Here is a 20,376-nt window from a genome sequence, read left to right on the forward strand (position 1 = left end):
TGGTGCACTGGACACAGAAGACCTCTCCAAGCGGGTAAGCAAAGCATCAACCCTACGGAGCCGCAGGGCCGATGGCCAATCAGGATCGGCCTTCACTGCCCGACGAAGCACGCCGCAAACTATGCTGGCCACAGGCCAGGGAAGGGAGCCGCCGTGATTGTCCAGCTTCGGATATGTGTGCCCAGCGAACTGTCGGCAGTGACGCTGGAGGCCTGTAAGGAGCACACAGGGACAGCGGAGGTGGCGTTGTTCCAGGGAGCGTCGGTGACGCCGCCGGGCGATGTAATCGACGTCCAGATTGCCAGGGAAGCAGTAGAGGAACTGCTTGAGAAACTCCACCTCCTGAATGCACAGGAAGTGGGGTCCATCGCCATCTCCATGCCGGAGCTTGTGCTGTCCCGGCGCGCAGACAAAGCGGAGTCTTCTGCCCCTGGCGATGGTGCAGACGCGTTGATCTGGGACGAGGTCAGCCGCCAGACGGGCGAGGACTCCCGACTCACGTGGAGCTACCTTGCCCTCCTGGTACTGGCAACGCAGCTCGCTGCGATCGGCATCGTGACGAATTCCACCATTGCGATCGTGGGGGCGATGGCAGTGGGGCCAGAGTTCGGCCCCCTGGCGGCTCTGGCGGTGGCACTAATCCGGCGCCAGTGGGCACTCGGACGGCGTGCTGCCTTGGCACTGGGGGTGGGATTCCCGTTGGCCATGCTGCTGGCGGCCTTGACCACATGGGCCTCCGCGGCGCTGGGCCTGTTCGCGGACAACACTTTGGACACGGGGTCTGCGGTGGAGTTCATCTACCACCCGGGACCCTATTCGCTGATCGTCGCCGTGCTGGCCGGCACGGCGGGGATGCTGTCCGTCATCAGCCGGCGATCGGCCGCCCTCATCGGTGTCTTCATCTCCGTGACCACAGTTCCTGCGGCAGGGTTCGTGGCCGTGGCGCTTGTCCTCGGCGAGTACCAGAAGGCTGCCGGCTCCGCACTCCAGCTGCTCCTTAACATCCTGGGCATTGTGGCGGCGGCGGCCGCCGTCCTCATCTTCTACCGGCTGGTTTCCCGGCGCTTGCCCGAAGCCACCGCCCGGCGCCTCAGATGGCAGTCGGCGCGGACTCGCGGGTGACCGGAACAGGGATCCTGCCGGCCAGGTAGCGGGCGTCACGGCTGGCACCCGGAAGGGTGGCCGAAAATGCCGCGTACATAAATTCCTGTCCCAGGAAGAACAGTCCGGGCGAGTCAAGCGCCACGCCGCGCCGCTGACGGGGCAACGCGCCGCCGTCGAGCATTGCCGGATCCATCCAGCCGAAGTCGTCCCGGAAACCGGTGCACCAGATCACGTTCGAAACCTCCAGCCGGGTCCCGTCCGCCAGGACAGGCATCCCGTTTTCAACCCCGGCCACTCGCGGCACCAGCCGCGCGCCCGCAGTTGCCAGGTCCTTGGACTTCGTACGGATCAAGGGCGCGGCGTGTGCTTTGAAGGCCGGCGCCGCCTTGCGGCCGATCGGCGTGTTGAGGGTGAGGACGTGGAGCCCCACGAACCGCAGCACCGGCAGGAAGAAGCGCGCCGCGGTCCGGCCGTGCCTGACCGGAATCTCTCCGCCGGGCTTGCCGGCCACGATCGTGGGATGGGTCCGGCACACTTCAAGGCCGATCTCCGCTCCCGAGTTTCCCAGTCCCACAACCAGGACCGGGCCCTCCCGCAACTGCCCCAGGTTCCGATATTCACTGGAATGGAGCTGGACGATGGAAGGGTCCAGTTCACCCGCGAATTCAGGCATTTTCGGCGCTTGGCTGCAGCCAGTGGCCACAATCACGTTGTGCGCCTCCCAGCGGCGGCCGTTGGAGGCTGCGACGAAGCGGTCCTCTTCCCGCCACAGGCGTTCGATACGGACTCCGTTGAGGACGGGCAGGTCGAATTTTGCGGCGTAGCCTTCAAGGTAACCGGCGACGTCATCCTTGCTGGGGAAGGACAGCGGATCGGCCGGGAAGGGTGCGCCCGGGAGTCCGTCGTACTTGGCGGGCGTAAACAATCGGAGCGAATCCCACCGCTGGCGCCAGGCGTCACCGAGTCTTGGATTCGCGTCCAGGATAAGGAAGGCCCGGTTTTGCTCCTTCAGGTAGCGTCCCATGGCAAGGCCTGCCTGGCCGCCACCGATGATCATGGTGTCCAGTGTGCCGGTCACGCCGTTGGTGTTCATCACTGTTCTCCTTTGTTATCCATAGGGATGGTTATGGCTGAGCCTTCCGTGGGCTGACCCGCCCGGATGTCCCTGCCATGAGCGTCGTCGCTGCCCTTTCCGCCTTCCCGGTACCGAAGCCACCATGCCAGCATCAGCGCGGATGCCAGGAGATAGGCCAGGTGCAGGGCCCAGATGGGTCCAGCCGGGAGGTTGAAGACGTAGACGGAGTGAACGGCGTTGGCAATGTTGGTCAGCATCAGGTTCCCGAGGCTGTAGGACGCCAGGTCCTTCGTGCGGGCCGCCTTGACCAGCATCGGCAGCATTCCCGCGGCGAACAGCACCGTGGAAAGTGTGCCGGCAAGTACTGGAAGGTTCATGCTTTGAGGCTATGGCCGCGCCCTAGTGGCACGCGTCGGCCAAAATATGCAACTTTCATGCACGGTGGGGCTGGGTATTTCTATGTAGTCAGTCCGTGTTCATAGGCATAGCTGGTGGCGGCTGCCCGTGAAAACAGGCCCAGCTTCAGGAAGATGTTACTGATGTGCCGGGCCACGGTCTTTTCGCTCAGGTACAGCTCGCCGGCGATGGCCCGGTTGCCCTTTCCGGTTGCCACCAGCTGAAGGACTTCAAGCTCGCGGTGGGTGAGGAGACCCACCGTGCCTGGCTTGGCCCCGCTACCCAACATGCCTTCGTGCAGCAGGGATGCCGCCCACGTTGCCGCCGGCGCCGCGCCCAAATCCAGGAGCGAAGCCTGGGCCGCCTCCAGGTACATCAGCGCCGAGGCCTCATCGCCAAGTGCGCGGCAGGCGCTGCCGGCCAACGCCTCGCACCGCGCCGCTTCGTACGGGACACCGAGCTCCTGCCACAGCCGCCACGCCTCCCGGAGCGGTTTCAGGGCAGCGGAGGGGTCGCCGTCGGCCAGCCGGACCGCGCCGTCCGCCTGGCCGGCAACGGCCCGGATCATGGGCATAGTGCATTCGTGGGCCAGGGCTTCCAGCTCCCGAAAACCTCGCCGCGCGGCGTCCAGATCGGAGGCGGCCAGCTCGATCTCCACCAGTGCCGGCAACATGTTCCGGCGGGTAGCGAGGTCTGCCGCGCCAGCTGCCCTCCGGATCATCGCTTGTGCCTGCTGCGCATCACCGCGGGCCAGCCAGACCAGGGCGAGGCCAGGCTGTGGCTCATAGCCGGATCGGGCCGCCTGCCGGTAGGAAGCTTCGGCGTCGTCCAGTTTTCCACTCAGCCGTTCCACCTCCCCCTGCTGGTAGTAGGCTCCGTAAAGTGCCTGGGGATCACCCCTTACGGCAAGTCCCTGGGCAGCCGCAGCCGCCATCAGTGCCTCGGCCCAGGCCCCATGGAGCATGAAGAGTTCGGCGCGGTGCGACTGGCACTGGCCGCTGAAGGACACCATGTCAGGGCGTGCACGGCACCAGCGGTCCAGGGCAGCCGTCCATTCCAGGGCCCTCTCCAGATCGAAGACCAGGTGGCAGTTGCCGATGACTGCGCAGTAGATAATCCCCGACGGGATCGGGGAGAGTTCACCTGCCGTGACGGCCACCATGACCTCGTCGAATATCTTGAGTCCTTTGTCAGGGTGGCCAAGCATCAGGGTGGCCTGGCCTGTGCCGAGGAGGCCCAGCGCGGACAGGTCCTTGTCGTGGAACCGCTGGCCGAATTCGGCAACTCGGGAGAACGCCTGCAGGGCACCCGCCGGATCACCCCCGTAAAGTTTGCCCAGGCCCTCCGGGAGGAGCAGGAGGCCCTGCACGGCGCCCGGCTCGGCCAGTTCATCCACGAGCCGCTGGCCGCGGGCCAACCACCCTCCGGCCCGAGCCGGCTCCCCCAGGAAAATCAGGTGCATGCCCATCCAGCCCGCGCACCGTGCGGCACTCTCGGCGTCGCCCATCACCAGGTATTCCTCGTGGGCACGGGTGAGGGTCTCCAGCCCTGTGGTGCTTTCGCCGGTCAGGATCTCGGCCGTAGCCAGCCGTTCGAGGTCGGCAGCCGGCAACCCGCCGCGTTTATCGGCTTCACGGAAGGTCTGGTAGGCCTCGGTCCAGCGATGTTCCTGGAAGGCTGACCTGCCCTGGTCAATGCCTGTTTCAGCTGACATCTGGCCCCTTTCGGACACCGTCCCCGGCCGGTGTGGCCCTGCCACGCGCTGGACGCGACCGTATTTAAGCGCCACGGTACGCCCGCTGGGGAACCGGGGCAAGCTACGGACGCTGCAGTGCGCGCAGCGTCTGAATGGTGTCGGCCTCCGCCGCCGTCTTGTCGTCGCGGTAGCGCTTGACGCGTGCGAACCGAAGGGCGATTCCGCCCGGATAGCGCGAGGACTGCTGCACACCGTCGATCGCGATCTCGACGACGGTGACGGGCTCAACCCAGACGGTACCCGCCGTGCGCCGCACCTCGAGCTCCTGGAACTTCTCGGTCTGCCAGCTCAGCAGCGCGTCGGTGAGGCCCTTGAAAGTCTTGCCCACCATCACGTAGCCACCTGGTTCGCCGAACTCGCCGGCCGGGTCGAGGGCCCCCAAGTGCAGGTTCGACAGGAGCCCGGTCCGCCGCCCTGACCCCCACTCGCAGGCGAGCACCACCAGGTCGTAGGTGAGCACCGGCTTCACCTTGATCCAGTTGGAGCCACGCCGGCCGGCCGCGTAGGCCGATCCGACCGCCTTCACCACCACGCCCTCGTGTCCCGCGGCAAGCGCATCGCGCGACACTCTCTCGGCAACGGCCGCATCCGCCGTGATCTCCCCCGGGATCCGGTGCTCGGGGGCGATACGTTCGAGCACGCCGATGCGCGTCGCCAGCGGCTCATCGAGCAGGTCGCGCCCGTCGATGTGCAGCACGTCGAAGAACCACGGATGCAGCACCGTGGCGCGCGCCGCATCCGCACCGAACCGGGACATGGTCTCCTGGAACGGTCGCGGCCCGCCGTCCTCGTCGAGGGCGAGGGTCTCGCCGTCGAGGATCACATCGCGCACCGGCAGTCCCCGCACCACCTCCACCACCTCAGGCAGCCTGTGGGTCACCTCGGCCAAGGTGCGAGTGTAGATGCGCACATCGTTGCCGACGCGATGCACCTGGATGCGAGCGCCGTCGAGCTTGTATTCCACCGAGGCCTCCCCAGTGGCCTCCAGCGCCGCGCTGGCGCTGGCCGCGGTTGATGCGAGCATGGGCTGAACGGGACGGCCGACGACGAGGCCGACGGCGTCAAGCTGGGCCGCCGTGCCCGTCATCGCCAGCAGGGCCGTCTCGCCGAGATCGCCGGAGAGCATCGCCGCCCGGCGTACGGCGTCGACGGGCCGATCGGCGGCGCGGGCCACGGCATCCGTCAGTACCCCCTCGAGCGCGCCGGTACGCAGTTCGCCGAGCAGCACGCCGGCGATGAAGGCTTGCTCGCGCTCGGTGGCTGCCGCAGTGAGCAACCGGAGGGTCGCGGCGCGCTCCGCGGCCGATCCAGCGCCCGCGGTGACCAACAGCCGATCCAGAACAGCGTCGAGGTCGGCGACAGTGAGACTCGGCTCGGCCGCCGGCTCCCCCATGGCAGCTGCCATGCCACGCCAGCCGATCCCGACCCGGCCCTGTCGCGGTCTGGCGGTGAGCAAGCCGACGGCGGTCGCAATGTCCGCCGGCTCGAGCCGGCGCAGCAGGCCGGCCAGTGCCTCGATCTTCGCGAGCCGGGAGCGGGTGGACGCGACGGCATCCGAGGTCGTCACGAGCTCGTCGAGCAGCATGGCATCAGTCTGCCACGCCGTCCGACTCTGGACAGTGCCGGAGCGCAGTTCCAGAATGAACGCATGGGAATCATCGTCGCGAACCTGTTCATCACCCTCGACGGCGTCTACCAGGGCCCCGGCGGCCGCGAGGAGGACACTGAGGGCAACTTCGCCTTCGGTGGCTGGCAGGCGCCCGTGTCAGATGACGAGGCCGACGCCGCCATCGGCGCCGAGATCGACCTCATTGACGCCCTGCTTCTCGGCCGGAAGACCTACGACATCTTCGCGGCCTACTGGCCGCACCAGTCTGACGACGTCGGCAACACGCTGAACCGCGTGCCGAAGTTCGTCGTCTCCAGCACCCTGACGGCGCCGAGCTGGGCGGGCACCACCGTGCTGCCGGATGCCGAGGCTGCTGGCCGGCTCCGTGAGGAGTACAACCAGGTGCACATGTTTGGCAGCGGAGTCCTCATCCGTTCCCTGCTGGCGGCAAACGTGATCGACCGCCTGCACTTCTGGCTCTATCCGGTCACCCTCGGGCAGGGCAAACGCCTCTTCGACGCCGGGACTATCCCCGCGTCCTTCCGTCTCGCCGAGCCGGCCCGCACCTTCCCGAAGGGGTCCGTGTCGCTGGTCTACGAGCGCGCGGGCGAGGTCGAGACGCAGGACATGACGGGCGCGTAGGGCACAAAAAACCGGCCCAGCTGAAGCTGGACCGGTTTTTTGTGCTGACTTTCAGCGAGCGTCAGGTCAGTGGCTGTGGCCTGCGTGCTCGTCTTCGGTTGCGGGCTTCTCCACGACGAGGGTCTCGGTGGTGAGAACCAGCGCAGCGATGGACGCCGCGTTGCGCAGGGCTGCTCGGGTGACCTTGACCGGGTCGATGACACCGGCGGCGATCAGGTCCTCGTACTGGCCCGTCTTGGCGTTGAAGCCGTTGTTGGTTTCGAGGTCGGCAACCTTGGCGGTGACAACGTAGCCGTCGAAACCGGCGTTCTGGGCGATCCAGCGAAGCGGCTGGACCAGCGCGCGGCGGACGATGCCCACAGCAGCGGCGGCGTCGCCTTCGAGGGCCTTGACTGCAGGATCCTCGTCGAGGGCCTTCAGGGCGTGGATCAGTGCGGAACCGCCACCGGCCACGATGCCCTCTTCGAGGGCGGCGCGGGTGGAGGACACTGCATCTTCGATGCGGTGCTTCTTTTCCTTCAGTTCAACTTCGGTGGCGGCGCCGACCTTGATGACACCGATGCCGCCGGCCAGCTTGGCCAGGCGCTCCTGAAGCTTTTCCCTGTCCCAGTCGGAGTCGGTGCGGGTCAGCTCGGCGCGCAGCTGGGAAACCCGGGCTGCGACGTCTTCTGCGGAACCGGCGCCGTCAACGATGGTGGTGTTGTCCTTGGTGACCGTGATGCGGCGGGCGGTACCCAGCACCTCAAGGCCAACGGAGTCCAGGCTGAGGCCCAGTTCCGCGGAGACAACCTGCGCACCGGTGAGGGTGGCGATGTCCTGGAGCATGGCCTTGCGGCGGTCGCCGAAGCCCGGAGCCTTGACGGCAACCACGTTCAGGGTGCCGCGGATGCGGTTGACGATCAGCGTGGACAGGGCCTCGCCCTCAACGTCTTCGGCAATGATGAAGAGCGGCTTGGAGCTCTGCAGCGCCTTCTCCAGCAGCGGCAGGAAATCCTGCACGGAGGAGATCTTGCCCTGGTTGATCAGGATGAGGGCGTCCTCGAGGACGGCTTCCTGGCGTTCGGTGTCGGTCACGAAGTACGGGGACAGGTAGCCCTTGTCGAACTGCATGCCTTCGGTGAGGACCAGCTCGGTCTGCGTGGTGGAGGACTCCTCGATGGTGATCACACCATCCTTGCCGACCTTGCCGAACGCCTCGGCGAGGAGCTCGCCGATTTCGTCGCTCTGGGCCGAGATTGCTGCCACGCTGGCAACCTGGGTGCCTTCAACCGGGCGTGCGTTCTCGAGCAGGCGCGCTGCAATGGCTTCTACGGAAACCTCGATGCCGCGCTTGATCTGGCCCGGAGCGGCGCCAGCCGCAACGTTGCGCAGGCCTTCCTTGACCAGGGCCTGGGCGAGCACGGTGGCCGTGGTGGTGCCGTCGCCGGCAACATCGTTGGTCTTGGTGGCTACTTCCTTGGCCAGCTGCGCGCCGAGGTTCTCGTACGGGTCATCCAGCTCAATTTCGCGGGCAATGGTGACGCCGTCGTTGGTGATGGTGGGTGCCCCCCACTTTTTGTCGAGCACGACGTTGCGGCCGCGCGGGCCGAGCGTCACCTTGACAGTGTTGGCGAGCTTATCGATGCCGGCTTCAAGCGACCGGCGTGCAGCGTCGTTAAACGCAAGCTGCTTTGCCATGGTTTTGTCCTTTCAAGACAGAACCCCGCGCAGCTGACCAGCGGAATGCATGATCAGCAGCACGGGGATCCAAAGAGTTACTTTACGACGATCGCCAGAACGTCGCGGGCGGACAGCACGAGGTACTCGTTGCCACCGGTCTTGACTTCGGTTCCACCGTACTTGGAGTAGATAACAACGTCGCCAACGGCTACGTCGACAGGTACGCGGTTGCCGTCTTCGAAGCGGCCGGGGCCGACTGCAACAACTTCGCCTTCCTGCGGCTTCTCCTGTGCGGAGTCCGGGATAACCAGGCCGGAAGCCGTGGTCTGCTCGGCTTCGAGCGGGCGGACAACAATACGATCCTCAAGAGGCTTAATAGAGACCGACACTCGGACCTCTCCTTCTACGTCAGCGAAATTTGTGGACAGTTGAACTGCTTCGCCGTGGCTGGCAAACCGTCGTCGCGGTGCCGGCAGCAGCCTGGCTGGCAGCTCGTCATGTATTAGCACCCTCCTAGGGAGAGTGCTAATGATGACTCTATGTACTGGTTAGCACTCGGTCAAGGCGAGTGCCAGAATTATGTCTCCGGCGAACAGCGGCTAACAGCCATTACCGTCCGGTGAGGTCTTCGAGATCGACGTCCTCGTCGCCGTCGTCTTCTTCACTGACGGTGCCACGCCGCAGGTACAGCACCACGGCACCGCCGATGGCGGCCAGCAGCGAGACCACCAGCAGGATGATGCCGCCTACGCGTGCCCCGGCGTAGAGGCCGCGGATGTCGCGTGCCTCGTCCGTGGCGTCCTGGATGTCCTTGCCGCCCACGGAGTACACAGTGGCGTTGAACGTGTCCAGGAAGAAGATGATCACGAGCAGCGCGACGCAGACCACGGCCACTGCGGATCCTGCAATCAGCGCGGGGCGGGCGACCTTCACCAGGTCCGGTTTGTTGGCTTGGGGTGGTCCGGACGGCTGGGTGCCTGCGCTGTCTTCCATGCCTTCAACCCTAGCGGGAACTGGCCGAGGGGCCACCTCCACTAGGCTTGAACGCATGGCTCAAGCACCGCAGGACCAGATCGCCCCACTGCTCACGAGCGAAGGCTGGGAGCTGCTGGCGTCCCTGGGCCCGTACAGCGAGGACAAGGCCTTTGAGCTCAACGCATCCCTCCGCAAGGCCGGGCACTCCCCCGCACTGGTCTCCGCCGTCCTCACCCAGTCCCGGCTGCGCACCAGGGCCGAGCTGAAGTTCGGCGAGTTCGCCCGGAGCATGCTGTTCACGCAGGCCGGGCTGGAACAGGCCACCCGGCTCACCGTTGCCGCCAGGCATGCCGAGCGCTTTGCGCAGGCCGGCGTCCGCCACGTGGCCGACCTCGGGTGCGGCCTCGCCGCGGACTCGCTGGCCCTCGCGTCGATGGACATCACGGTCACGGCAGTGGAAATGGACGAAACCACGGCTGCCTGCGCCACGGTCAACCTGATCCCCTTCCCCAACGCCACCGTGGTGCATTCGGACGCCACCACCGTCCCTCTGGAAGGGGTCGACGGCGTCTGGCTGGATCCCGCCCGACGGGTCACCTCCACCTCCGGTACCAAGAGGATCTGGGATCCTGAGGCGTTTTCGCCGCCGCTGTCCTTTGTGGAATCGCTCGCTGCCACCGGGCGTGCCGTTGGAGTCAAAATGGGCCCCGGCATGCCGCACGAGTCAGTTCCCGCCGGCTGCGAGGCGCAGTGGGTGTCTGTGGGCGGCGACGTCACCGAGGTGGCCCTGTGGTTCAACTCCGTACGCCGGCCCGGAATCCGCCGGGCGGCCCTGCTGCTTGGCCCGCAGGGTGCTGCCGAGCTGACCAGCGCTGAAGACTTCGACGGCGGCCCGGCCGCGCCGGTGGGACCGGCGGCGGGCTACCTGTACGAACCCGATGGTGCGGTGATCCGCGCTGGCCTGGTGGCCGACGTCGCGCTTGAACTGGGCGGGCACCTGCTGGACGAGCACATCGCCTACATCTGCGCTCCGGAACTGGTGGACACGCCGTTTGCCCGGGCCTACAAGGTCCTGGAAGTGATGCCGTACAACGTCAAGGCGCTCAAGGCCTGGGTGAAGGAGAACGGCATCACGGTGCTGGACATCAAAAAGCGCGGCATGTCGGTCACCCCGGAGGAACTGCGCAAACAGCTGTTCGCCAGAAGCAAGAGCGCCAGCAAGAACACCGGGAAGAAGGCCGGGCAAAAAACAGCCACCCTGGTCCTGACCCGCATTGGGGAGGACCGGGTGGCCATCTCGGTGGAACCCGTCTAAACGTTGTCTTACTGGGCGCGCATAAAGTCCTCGGCTGCCCGGACCTGCTCGTCCGTGGGCCGGACGCCGGTGTAGAGCACAAACTGCTCGAGCGCCTGGATGGTGGCCACCTCGGCGCCCGTAATGACCTGTTTCCCGGCGGCGCGGGCCGCCTTGATCAGCGGCGTCTCCGCAGGCAGCGCCACGACGTCGAACACCACGTTTGCTGCCGCGATCGCATCTTCCGGGAAGGACAATGAGTCCACTTCCGGGCCGCCCTGCATACCGATGGGGGTGACGTTGATGATCAGGTCCGCCGTGCCGCCGTCGAGCGTTGCCCGCCACTGGAACCCGTACTGCTCAGCGAGCGCCCGGCCGGTGTCTTCGTTCCGGGCGATGACGGTGACGTCCGTGAATCCGGCGTCGCGCAGGGCCGCGACGGTGGCCTTCGCCATGCCGCCGGCGCCCTGGACCAGCACCGAGTAGTCGGTAGGCACGGCGTTGCCGGCGAGGAGCTGCTCGATCGCCGTGTAGTCGGTGTTGTAGGCCTTGAGGTGCCCGTCGGTGTTCACGATCGTGTTGACCGAATCGATGGCTTTGGCGGAGGGATCCAGCTCGTCCACGAGGGCCATCACGTCCTCCTTGTACGGCATGGACACCGCGCAGCCGCGGATTCCCAGGCCCCTGACGCCGGCGATCGCCTGGGCAAGGTCGGTGGGGGCGAACGCCTTGTAGATCCAGTTCAGGTCCAGCTGATCGTAGAGGTGGTTGTGGAACCGGGTCCCGTTGTTACTGGGCCGGGCCGACAGCGAAATACACAGGGTCATGTCTTTATTCAGAATGGGCACCCGACCATTAAACCCGCGCCGGTCCCAACTGACTGACAGATAACGCACTGAAATGCGCGAATGACGACGTTAAGTGCGAGTCAGTTGGGCTATTTACGGGCATCCGGTCCCGGCTGGATAGCTTCCGACGGCGGCGGGCAGCTTTCCCGGGGCGGCCGCCTTGCCTGCCAGCACGGCAACGAGGGCGTCGAAGGCACCCGGCGTGCGGCCGTAGAGCGCAATCTTCACCGGCGCGCTGGAGTCCTGCAGCGGCCATGGCGCATCCAGGGCCACGGCGATGTCGCCTCCGACCGGCAGGCCGGCGTAGCCGATGAGGCTGACCAACGGGCCCGCCCCTGTGCCGAGCCCGGCCTTTGCTGCGGCAGCCTCGAACCGGGCCCTGTCCTGCGCTGATCCGCCGGCAATCCGGACGCTTCCCTGGACGATGGGTGCACCGCAGTGTCCGGACAGCACGGTGACTGCGGCCGCGGAGACCCGCGCCGAGATGGCGCCGCCGCTGCCGGGGGCGGCGCTGGACGGCGAGGCAGTACGGCCGCGCCAGGTCAGCATGGTGGCCACGCGGATAGCTGCTTCGTCCAGGCGTGCCGCGGGCAGCGTTCCGGCCGCCACAGCGCTCACGATGGCTGCGTGGGCCTGCGCCACGTCCGTAGGCATCAGGAGCAGGTCCGCACCGGCAGCGAGCGCGGCCGTTGTTGCCGAGCCGCCCGGGTATTGCTGCTGGACTGCCCCCATGTTGAGGGCATCGGTCACGGCCACACCTTTGAAGCCCATGCCGCGCAGCGCAGCATACGTGGGGCCGGACAACGACGCCGGGACACCCGGTTCCAGGGCCGGTACGGCGATGTGCCCGGTCATGACCATGGGCACACCGGCGGCGACGGCTGCCCGGAACGGCTTCCAGTCCCGGGCCTCGAGCTCCGCGATGCCCGCGCGCTGCACCGGGAGGTCGTGGTGCGAGTCAACGGTGACGGAGCCGTGGCCCGGAAAATGCTTGACGGCGGGAAGGACGCCGGCCTCCTGCATGCCCCGCGAAAACGCCACCGCCAGCGCTCCCGCTGCGTCCGGGTTGCCGGACATTGCCCGGGCACCGATGGTGGGATCGGCGGGGCCGATGGTCACATCCGCATCGGGTGCGAAGTCCACGGTGAAGCCCAGCGACGCGATCTCCGCGGCCAGGGCGCGGCCGGCTTCCTTGGCGAGCGGCACATTGCCGGCGGCCCCGTAGCTCAGGGCCGTTGGCCATTCCGTCAGGGGGGCACCGAGCCGGGCCACAATCCCACCCTCCTGATCCACGCCGATGAGCCCGGGCCAGGGCCTGCCGTCGGCCTTCGCAGCCTGTGCCAGCCGGGCGTTGACCGCCGCCATGGCAGCGGGATCCGCCTGACCGCGCGCGTCGAGCGGGATGTTATCGCCCATGATGATGGACCCGGCCAGATGGAGGCGTTTAATGGTGGCGGCCTGGGCATCGGCGTCGGTACCGGCGTAGACGGGCATCAGCACCTGGCCGGCCTTCTCCTCGACCGACATCGCCGCCACGGCGGCCGCGGCAGCATCCTGGTCCCGCTGTTCGGGGCCCCAGCCCAGCGGCCGCAGCCCGGGGTCAGGTGAGGGAGAAGCGGACGCAGGTGCCGTCGTCGGACGCTCTGATTCCGGCGTTGAGGCGGGCACAGAGCCGGAAGGCGCCGGGGCGGTGGCGGGAACCGCTGTGCAGGCAGTCATGGCGGCCACGGCAGCGGCCGCAATAAGGAGGGTGGTTTTGTGAATACTGTCACGGGTCCACAGGAGCAAGGCCATCAAGTCGATGCTACCCCTGCATTAGACTGGAATGCGGCGCGTGCCCGGGGATATCTGAACAGTTAGGGGAACGCATGAAGATTGATTTCGCTTCATCGAAGCAATCAACTCTTGGTGTGGAATGGGAGCTGGCCCTGGTGGACGGCCAGACCGGCGAACTGGCATCGGTGGCCAACGAAGTACTCAGCGGCGTCGTTGCCAAGCACCCCGAACTCAACGAAGACGACGAGCACCCGCACATCAAGCAGGAACTCCTGCTCAACACCGTGGAACTGGTCACCGGCATCTGCGAGACTGTCGCCGAAGCCAAGGAAGACCTCAGCCGGTCCCTGGCCGCCGTCCGCGAAATCACCGATCCGATGGGCGTGGAGGTTTTCTGCGCCGGTAGCCACCCGTTCAGCCCGCCGCAGCTCCAGCCTGTGACGGACAAGGCCCGGTACGCCAAGCTCATCGACCGGACGCAGTGGTGGGGCCGGCAGATGGTCATTTACGGCGTGCATGTCCACGTGGGCCTGGACCGCCGCGAAAAGGCACTCCCCGTACTGGACGGCCTGGTCAATTACTTCCCGCACTTCCAGGCGCTCTCGGCGTCGAGCCCGTTCTGGGGCGGCGAGGATACCGGCTACGCGTCGCACCGCGCCCTGATGTTCCAGCAGCTGCCGACGGCGGGCCTGCCGTTCCAGTTCCCGTCCTGGGACGAATACGAGTCCTACGTCCAGGACATGTTCACCACCGGCGTGATCGACACCCTGTCCGAGATCCGCTGGGACATCCGGCCCGTTCCCAACCTCGGCACCATCGAAATGCGCATCTGCGACGGCCTGGCCACCCTGGAGGAAGTGGGCGCCATTGCAGCGCTCACGCAGTGCCTGGTGGATGAATTTTCCACCACGCTGGACAATGGCGGCACCATCCCCACCATGCCGCCGTGGCACATCCAGGAGAACAAGTGGCGTGCCGCCCGCTACGGCATGGAGGCCATCGTCATCCTCGACGCCGCTGGCAACGAAAGGCTGGTCACCGACCACCTGGTGGAGACGTTGAACCGGCTTGAGCCGGTGGCTGCGAAGCTCGGCTGCCCTGACGAGCTGGCCGACGTCGAAAAGATCATCCGCCGCGGCGCCGGGTACCAGCGCCAGCGCCGCGTCGCCGCCGAGCACGGCGGCGACCTGCAGGCCGTGGTGCTGGACCTGGTCAAGCAGATGCGGAACGGCCCGACGGGGTAGGTTCGTTCCCACCGTCTTGCCTGGTGCCTCAATCAAACTCGCGCTTATCCACAGGCATCTCCTGTTGCCCTGACCAGACTGGCTCGGATCCATAGAATCATGCGCATGACTGACGCCCGCGAGATCGCCCTGCCCACCGGCTACACCGCGGTTCAGGGGTCGGGGTGACCTTGCCGAAGCGTGGCAGGACCACGGCAGCCAAAACACGGACCGGCCGGGAAGATGAATCAGCATCGATGCTACCCGTGCCTGAGCATTTCAGGTTGCTTTCCAAATACACGGCCGCGACATACCGCATTTAACCGGCCGTCTTCGGGGCACCGGTTTGGCGCGCATGCCACTGACTGCCTACGTCGCGATCAAACGTCCCGAATGGTCCAGAGTTCTCTGGACGATTCGGAGCCGTCATGGGGCGAAAGCGGGCCGGAGTCAATTGTCCAGAGAACTCTGGACAATTAGCGATGGCCCCGATCCGGCTCCTGTCAGAGGGAAGCAGTTAGGGTTGGGGCGTGCCCACAATTGAGCCTGACCTGCCCAGCGGCTATGCCGGAACCCTCGCATCCCTGAAGACACTGGTTGCTTCCGCCCAAATACGTGCACAGCAAGCGGCAAGCAGCGCGATGGTCGAAATGTATTGGGGCATCGGAGCCACGATCCTGCAGCAACAGGCGCAGGAACCGTGGGGGAGTAAAGTACTGCAGCGCCTCGCGGCAGATTTAAAGACGTCCTTCCCGAACATGCGCGGTTTTTCCCGATCGAACCTGTTCTACATGCGGTCGTTCGCCGCCGCCTGGGACTTGTCGCAGGCAGAAGTCCGCAGCAGAGTCGGTCTGCTTCCATGGAGACACATTGTCGAGCTGCTCAAGATCAAGGACCCCGAGCTCCGCGACTGGTATGCCGAAACGGCAGTAGAACAGAATTGGAAGCTTGAAGTCCTTGAGCACCAAATCGCCACTGGACTCCACCGACGCCTCGGAGCCGCTCCAAACAACCTCGAGGAACGTCTGCCCGGCGACGAGGCTGATCTGGCCAGGCAGGTCGCCAAAGACCCCTTGGTACTCGATTTCCTCGGTCTGACGTCAGAGGCTCAGGAACTGGCTATCGAACAGGCCATGACACAGCGCATGTCCCAAACGCTGGCAGAGTTCGGCCGAGGGTTTGCATTCTATGGCCGCCAGCATCACCTCGATGTAGAAGGCGAGAACTTCTACATCGACCTCCTCCTGGTACACGTACCCACCAACAGATTCGTGGTCGTGGAGATCAAGGCAGGAAAATTCAGGCCGGAACACCTGGGACAGCTCAACTTTTATGTCGCGGCCGTGAACAACCTAGTCAGGTTCCCGGGAATGGCCCCCACGGTGGGAATCCTTGTCTGCAGTTCAAAACACGAACCAACGGTCAGGTACGCACTTGACGGCTCATCCCAGCCTGTTGCCGTCAGCTCGTACACCTACGACTCACTTCCGCCGGAGGAGAAAGCCGCGTTGCCGTCTCCCGCGGCGATCACCGCAGCACTCGAGCAGGGCACAGTCGCGGACACAAACGACCAGTAGCAGGTGATAGAAGCCTGAATGGATCAGCGCAGCGCTGGTGCGGGTGCATGGCCCGAAGTCCCGTGGATCGGTGAAGGGGTCAGACGAATTGGCAGAGGGTAACTTGCGGCGATTCACCCAAATCAAAGCCTCTGCGCCCAGCTGACAGCCTCAACCACCGGAGGTTGGTCGACGGCGGTTTCGACGGGCTCAACCGCCGAAGGCGGGGAGCGAAACCGCCGTGACCGGCATCGAGGAGTCCGGGGCGAAGCGGATGCCGCTGGGCCCGATCCCCGCCATCACCAGCTGCGCACCGAGGGCCGCCACCATGGCGCCGTTGTCCGTGCACAGGTCCAGCGGCGGCACGTGGAGTCTGATTCCGGCGGACGCGCAGCGCTGCCCGGTGAGTTCGCGCAGCCTGGAGTTGGCCGCCACTCCCCCGCCCAGGAGGACGTCCTTGATGCCGTGTTCGCGGCAGGCCAGGACGGCCTTGGAGGTGATCACGTCCACCACGGCTTCCTGGAAAGCTGCCGCGATGTCGGCCACCGGAACCTCCTCGCCGCGGGCCTCGAACTGCTCCACACACCGGGCGACGGCGGTCTTCAGTCCGCTGAAGGACCAGTCGTAGCGGTGCTTTCCGGGTTCCTCGGCGGTGCCCATGTACTTGGGCTGGCTGAGGCCGCGCGGGAACCGGATGGCTTTGGCGTTGCCGGTGCGGGCCAGCTTGTCGATGGCCGGGCCACCCGGGTAGCCGAGGCCGAGGATGCGGGCCACCTTGTCGTAGGCTTCGCCGGCGGCGTCGTCGATCGTGGAGCCGAGGAGCTGGACGTCGCTGGTGATGCTGTTGATCTTCAGGATCTCGGTGTGCCCGCCGGAGACCAGCAGGGCGCCGAGGTTTTCCGGGAGACGGCCACCGTGGCCGAGCCCGGCCGCCACGGCGGCGGCAGCACCGCCGTCGTGCTTTCCATCCAGCAGCCCGACGCCGACGTGCGCCACCAGGTGGTTGATCGCGTACAGCGGTTTTCCAGTGGCCACGGCCAGGGCCTTCGCCGCGCAGACGCCCACCATCAGGGCGCCCGCAAGGCCCGGGCCCGAGGTGACGGCGATGGCGTCCACGTCCTCCAGCGTCACGTCGGCGTCGGCGAGGGCCTGGCGCAGAGTTGGGACAAAGGCGTCAAGGTGCGCGCGGGAAGCGATCTCGGGGATCACTCCGCCGAAGCGGACGTGCTCGTCCATGGAGGAGGACACCGTGTTGGTGAGCAGCGTGGTGCCGCGGACAATGCCGACGCCGGTTTCGTCGCAGGAGGATTCGATGCCCAGTACCACGGGCTGCGAGCGGTTCATGCCTGGCCTGCTTCTGTTGTGGGGTCGGGTTGGGTTGCGGGAGCGGTTTCGGGGACCAACGCCAGCCGCATGATCAGGGCGTCGACGCCGTCGCGGTAATACCCGCGGCGGACGTGGATCTGTTCGAAGCCGAACCGCACGTACAGCTGCTGGGCCCGCGGATTGTCCGCACGGACCTCCAGGAGGACGTCCGCCGCCCTCCGGAGCCGGGCCTCGTCGATCAGCCGGGTCAGGAGGGCCGAGCCGATGCCGCGGCCTTCGAATTCAGGCACGACGGCGATGGTCTGGACGTCCGCGATGGGCTCGATGCACATCAGGCCGGCGTAGCCCACGATGCCCCCGCCGCTTTCCGCCACCAGGTAGCGGCGGGTTTCCGGCTGGGACAGTTCGGACAGGAACATGTGCAGCGGCCACGCGTCCGCCGGGAACAGCCGCTGTTCGAGAGCGTTCACGGCGGGCACGTCCTCCAGGGTCATGTCCCGGAAGACCACTCCGTCAGCGCTGGAACGGTCAGTGCTGGTCGGTGTGCTCACAGGGCCCGCTTCCGCGGCCCGGGAACCTGGGCGTCGGATTCCCGGAGGTACAGGGGGGTGGAGTCGAGCAGCTGTCCGCCAGAGGCCAGCCGGGCCAAGGCGAACTGTCCGAGGTAGAGGGCGTCGGGCTGCTCATTGCTGAAGCCCGGGTCTGCGCGGAGCACATCACGGTAGAGTCCGGCGCCGGCCCCATAGGCGGGGAGGTCCGGCAGATCGGCGGCGAAGCCGACGTGCGGCCCGTCTTCGAGCTGCGGCAATTGGCCGTCGGCGAGGCTGTACCGCGCCCAGTAGACCTCTTTGCGCCGGGCGTCGGTGACCACCAGGAATTCGGCCGCGGCATCGGTGGACTCCGCGACTTCCAGCGCCACGGCGTCCAGGCTCATCAGCCCGTACAGCGGCTTGTTCCAGACGAAGGCGAGCGTCCGGGCGGTTGCGATCCCCGAGCGCAAGCCGGTGAACGGCCCCGGGCCCACACCCGTCACGATCGCGTCGATGTCCTGGCCGGTGACGCCGGCGGAGGCCAGCAGTTCTTCGATGCCGGGGGCCAGTACCTCGGCGTGGCTGCGGGTGTCCTCGGTGGAGAAGCTGGCTACCACGCCTTCGAGGGCGTCGTCCGAGACCAGCGCCGCACTGGCCACGGCGGACGTGTCGATGGCGAGAATGAGCATCAGGGTGTCCCTTCGAAGGCGCCGCCGAGGACAGGTTTGGCGCTCCAGCGGGGACCAAAGCCGCGCAGCAGAATAGTGCGGGGTTCGTCGTCGTCCTCGGTGTCAAAGTCCAGGGTTTCGGTGTGGCCGGGGATTGGTTCCGCGGCGCCGATAGCGTCCAGCCCGATCGCACGGTGCAGGTCTACTTCCAGCCGGCTCTCGGTCAGGTGCTCCACCCGGCCGCGCCCCCACTCCACCACGGTCACGGACGAGTCCAGCGTGTTTTCCAGGTCAATGTCGTCAATTTCCGACGCCGATCCCAGCCGGTACGCGTCCACGTGCACCAGGTCCGGGCCACCGGGCCGCGGGCCGTCGGGCAGGTTGGGATGGATGCGGACCAGGACAAACGTGGGCGAGATGATGCCCTCGCGCACGCCCAGGCCTTCGCCCAGACCCTGCGTGAACGTGGTTTTCCCGGCACCCAGCTCGCCGGTCAGCACCAACAGATCCCCGGCCTGCATCTTCGCCCCTAAAGCGGCGCCGAGCGCGTGCGTCTGGTCCGCCGTCGTGACTTTCAGCTTCTCTTCCCAGTTGGGCCGCTCCGCCACCCCCGGCACGCTCACGGTGTTGCCTGCCCGGCGTCGGGATTGCCGGCGTCAGGACCGTCGGGGGAACGCTCGACGGCGGCGATGTCGTTAATGTACCGGCGCGGCACCCGCGGGCTGATCCTGGTCACGATCTCATAGTTGATGGTGCCGGCGGCGACCGCCCAGTCATCTGCCGTGGGACCGCCGTCGTCCCCGTTGCCGAACAGCACCGCCTCGGCGCCGAAGAGGTCCGCGCCGGCGGTACCGATGTTGCCGAGGTCGATGACCATCTGGTCCATGGCGATCCGGCCCACCACGGGATAGGTCCGGCCGGCCACCCGCACGGGACCGCCGGTGGCGACGCGGGGAACGCCGTCGGCGTAGCCCAGCGGGATCAGTGCCAGGGTGCTGGGGCCGCTGGTGTGGTAGCGCAGGCCGTAGGAGACGCCCTGCCGGTCGGGGACTTGCTTGCATTGGGAGACCAGGGTGCGCAACGTCATCGCGGGCCGGAGGCCCAGTTCGGCGGATGTCTGGCCTTCGAAGGGCGAGAGGCCGTAAATGCCCAGGCCCACGCGGACCAGGTCAAAGTGGGTATCGGGGCGGGACAGCGTGGCCGGGGTGTTGGCCAGGTGGCGGACTTCGGGGTCCACGCCCGCGTCCTCGGCCACGGCCAGCACCTCGCGGAAAGCCGCCAGCTGTTCGTCGGTTTCCGGCCGTTCGGGTTCATCCGCCACGGACAGGTGCGAGAAGATGCCCACCACCCGCAGGAGGCCCTGGTCCTGGTATTCCATGGCTTCGCCGAGCAGCTGGTCCCAGGCGTCGAGTGCTACGCCGTTCCGGCCCAGGCCCGTGTCCACTTTCAGGTGGATCCGTGCGGGACGCTCCTGGTCACGCGCGGCGGCCACAATCCGGTCCAGTTCCCAGCCTGAGCAGCCAATGTCGACGCCGGCAGCCACCGCTGCGGCGAAGTTGCTTTCCGCCGTGTGCAGCCAGGCCAGCAGCGGCGCCTCGATGCCCGCGGCCCGCAGTGCCAGTGCCTCGGAGATATGTGCGACGCCCAGCCAGGAGGCGCCGGCTTCGAGGGCGGCCCGGGCCACGGGAACCGCGCCGTGTCCGTACGCGTCGGCCTTCACCACGGCCATGACCTTGGCGGGCGAGGCCGCGTCCGCCAGCCGGCGCACGTTGTGGCGGATGGCGTCCAGGTCGATCACGGCGGACCGCTCGTACAGAGGATCAGTTCCTGAGGCCGCGCTGAAGTCACCGGTTGTTACGGGATAAGTCACCCTAGTGATTCTAGTGCGGGCGCTCGGGGCGTGATAATCGCGCCGCCGGGGTGCCCTCGTTGAGCCTCC

General features: G+C 66.7%; 19 protein-coding genes. 5 read left to right on the top strand and 14 right to left on the bottom strand.

Annotation, left to right across the window (positions count from 1 at the left end; all coding sequences use genetic code 11):
• Positions 1-177 precede the first annotated feature (177 nt).
• Entirely contained in the window at positions 178-1,122 is a 945-nt protein-coding gene (locus AC3IT0_RS15295; RefSeq protein WP_489320585.1) for a DUF389 domain-containing protein, read from the top strand.
• Here the strand turns inward: AC3IT0_RS15295 and AC3IT0_RS15300 are convergent.
• From AC3IT0_RS15300 to AC3IT0_RS15315, 4 genes are all read right to left on the bottom strand, one after another.
• Positions 1,091-2,197: a flavin-containing monooxygenase gene (locus AC3IT0_RS15300; protein ID WP_489320586.1), complete on the bottom strand. Its 1,107-nt coding sequence runs from the start codon at positions 2,195-2,197 to the stop codon at positions 1,091-1,093. The genes AC3IT0_RS15295 and AC3IT0_RS15300 overlap by 32 nt on opposite strands.
• Entirely contained in the window at positions 2,197-2,556 is a 360-nt protein-coding gene (locus AC3IT0_RS15305) for a hypothetical protein (protein ID WP_489320587.1), read from the bottom strand. Before AC3IT0_RS15305 ends, AC3IT0_RS15300 begins: the two co-directional genes overlap by 1 nt.
• Positions 2,557-2,636: 80 nt before the next feature.
• The gene (locus AC3IT0_RS15310) at positions 2,637-4,289 is read right to left on the bottom strand and encodes a LuxR C-terminal-related transcriptional regulator (RefSeq protein ID WP_489320588.1); all 1,653 of its coding nucleotides are present in this window, start codon (positions 4,287-4,289) and stop codon (positions 2,637-2,639) included.
• Positions 4,290-4,392: 103 nt separating this feature from the next.
• Positions 4,393-5,916 (bottom strand): ATP-dependent DNA ligase, encoded by a 1,524-nt coding sequence (locus tag AC3IT0_RS15315; RefSeq protein ID WP_489320589.1) that lies wholly within the window; start codon positions 5,914-5,916, stop codon positions 4,393-4,395.
• A 63-nt stretch (positions 5,917-5,979) separates the two neighbouring features.
• Between AC3IT0_RS15315 and AC3IT0_RS15320 the strand changes: the two genes are divergently transcribed.
• The gene (locus AC3IT0_RS15320) at positions 5,980-6,582 is read left to right on the top strand and encodes a dihydrofolate reductase family protein (RefSeq protein ID WP_489320590.1); all 603 of its coding nucleotides are present in this window, start codon (positions 5,980-5,982) and stop codon (positions 6,580-6,582) included.
• Positions 6,583-6,648: 66 nt separating this feature from the next.
• Here AC3IT0_RS15320 and groL read toward each other — a convergent pair whose 3' ends face one another.
• The 3 genes from groL to AC3IT0_RS15335 form a co-directional block, all read right to left on the bottom strand.
• Positions 6,649-8,259 carry a chaperonin GroEL gene (gene groL, locus AC3IT0_RS15325; RefSeq protein WP_489320591.1) on the bottom strand — a complete coding sequence of 537 codons (1,611 nt, stop codon included), beginning with the start codon at positions 8,257-8,259 and terminating at the stop codon, positions 6,649-6,651.
• Between the two features lie 77 nt (positions 8,260-8,336).
• Positions 8,337-8,630 (bottom strand): co-chaperone GroES, encoded by a 294-nt coding sequence (groES, locus tag AC3IT0_RS15330; RefSeq protein ID WP_056344177.1) that lies wholly within the window; start codon positions 8,628-8,630, stop codon positions 8,337-8,339.
• A 220-nt stretch (positions 8,631-8,850) separates the two neighbouring features.
• Complete coding sequence (locus AC3IT0_RS15335; RefSeq protein WP_489320592.1) at positions 8,851-9,234, bottom strand: hypothetical protein; 384 nt, start codon at positions 9,232-9,234, stop codon at positions 8,851-8,853.
• Positions 9,235-9,289: 55 nt separating this feature from the next.
• Here AC3IT0_RS15335 and AC3IT0_RS15340 point away from each other — a divergent pair, with 55 nt between their 5' ends.
• Positions 9,290-10,531: a class I SAM-dependent methyltransferase gene (locus AC3IT0_RS15340; RefSeq protein WP_489320593.1), complete on the top strand. Its 1,242-nt coding sequence runs from the start codon at positions 9,290-9,292 to the stop codon at positions 10,529-10,531.
• Between the two features lie 8 nt (positions 10,532-10,539).
• On the opposite strand, the gene AC3IT0_RS15345 is transcribed toward AC3IT0_RS15340, so the two are convergent.
• Together AC3IT0_RS15345 and AC3IT0_RS15350 are read right to left on the bottom strand one after the other, a co-directional pair.
• Positions 10,540-11,337 (bottom strand): shikimate 5-dehydrogenase, encoded by a 798-nt coding sequence (locus AC3IT0_RS15345; protein ID WP_489323815.1) that lies wholly within the window; start codon positions 11,335-11,337, stop codon positions 10,540-10,542.
• A 114-nt stretch (positions 11,338-11,451) separates the two neighbouring features.
• On the bottom strand, positions 11,452-12,885 hold the full coding sequence (locus tag AC3IT0_RS15350) for a glycoside hydrolase family 3 N-terminal domain-containing protein (protein ID WP_489323816.1): 1,434 nt from the start codon (positions 12,883-12,885) through the stop codon (positions 11,452-11,454).
• A gap of 341 nt (positions 12,886-13,226) precedes the next feature.
• Between AC3IT0_RS15350 and AC3IT0_RS15355 the strand changes: the two genes are divergently transcribed.
• Both AC3IT0_RS15355 and AC3IT0_RS15360 read left to right on the top strand, forming a co-directional pair.
• Entirely contained in the window at positions 13,227-14,378 is a 1,152-nt protein-coding gene (locus AC3IT0_RS15355) for a glutamate--cysteine ligase (RefSeq protein ID WP_489320594.1), read from the top strand.
• Between the two features lie 620 nt (positions 14,379-14,998).
• The gene (locus tag AC3IT0_RS15360) at positions 14,999-15,934 is read left to right on the top strand and encodes a PDDEXK nuclease domain-containing protein (RefSeq protein WP_489320595.1); all 936 of its coding nucleotides are present in this window, start codon (positions 14,999-15,001) and stop codon (positions 15,932-15,934) included.
• 189 nt (positions 15,935-16,123) lie between these two features.
• Here AC3IT0_RS15360 and tsaD read toward each other — a convergent pair whose 3' ends face one another.
• Genes tsaD through alr form a run of 5 tightly spaced genes read right to left on the bottom strand, consistent with a single transcriptional unit; the run spans position 16,124 to position 20,307 of the window.
• Complete coding sequence (gene tsaD / locus AC3IT0_RS15365) at positions 16,124-17,257, bottom strand: tRNA (adenosine(37)-N6)-threonylcarbamoyltransferase complex transferase subunit TsaD (protein ID WP_489320596.1); 1,134 nt, start codon at positions 17,255-17,257, stop codon at positions 16,124-16,126.
• Complete coding sequence (gene rimI / locus AC3IT0_RS15370) at positions 17,254-17,733, bottom strand: ribosomal protein S18-alanine N-acetyltransferase (protein WP_489323817.1); 480 nt, start codon at positions 17,731-17,733, stop codon at positions 17,254-17,256. Before rimI ends, tsaD begins: the two co-directional genes overlap by 4 nt.
• A gap of 53 nt (positions 17,734-17,786) precedes the next feature.
• Positions 17,787-18,458 carry a tRNA (adenosine(37)-N6)-threonylcarbamoyltransferase complex dimerization subunit type 1 TsaB gene (gene tsaB / locus AC3IT0_RS15375; protein WP_489320597.1) on the bottom strand — a complete coding sequence of 224 codons (672 nt, stop codon included), beginning with the start codon at positions 18,456-18,458 and terminating at the stop codon, positions 17,787-17,789.
• A complete protein-coding gene (tsaE, locus tag AC3IT0_RS15380) occupies positions 18,458-19,060 on the bottom strand; it encodes a tRNA (adenosine(37)-N6)-threonylcarbamoyltransferase complex ATPase subunit type 1 TsaE (RefSeq protein WP_489320598.1) in 603 nt (200 codons plus the stop codon). The genes tsaB and tsaE overlap by 1 nt, the downstream gene beginning before the upstream one ends.
• A complete protein-coding gene (gene alr / locus AC3IT0_RS15385; protein WP_489320599.1) occupies positions 19,057-20,307 on the bottom strand; it encodes an alanine racemase in 1,251 nt (416 codons plus the stop codon). Before alr ends, tsaE begins: the two co-directional genes overlap by 4 nt.
• Positions 20,308-20,376 lie beyond the last annotated feature (69 nt).

This window comes from Pseudarthrobacter sp. KH_020_B, from assembly GCF_057840185.1.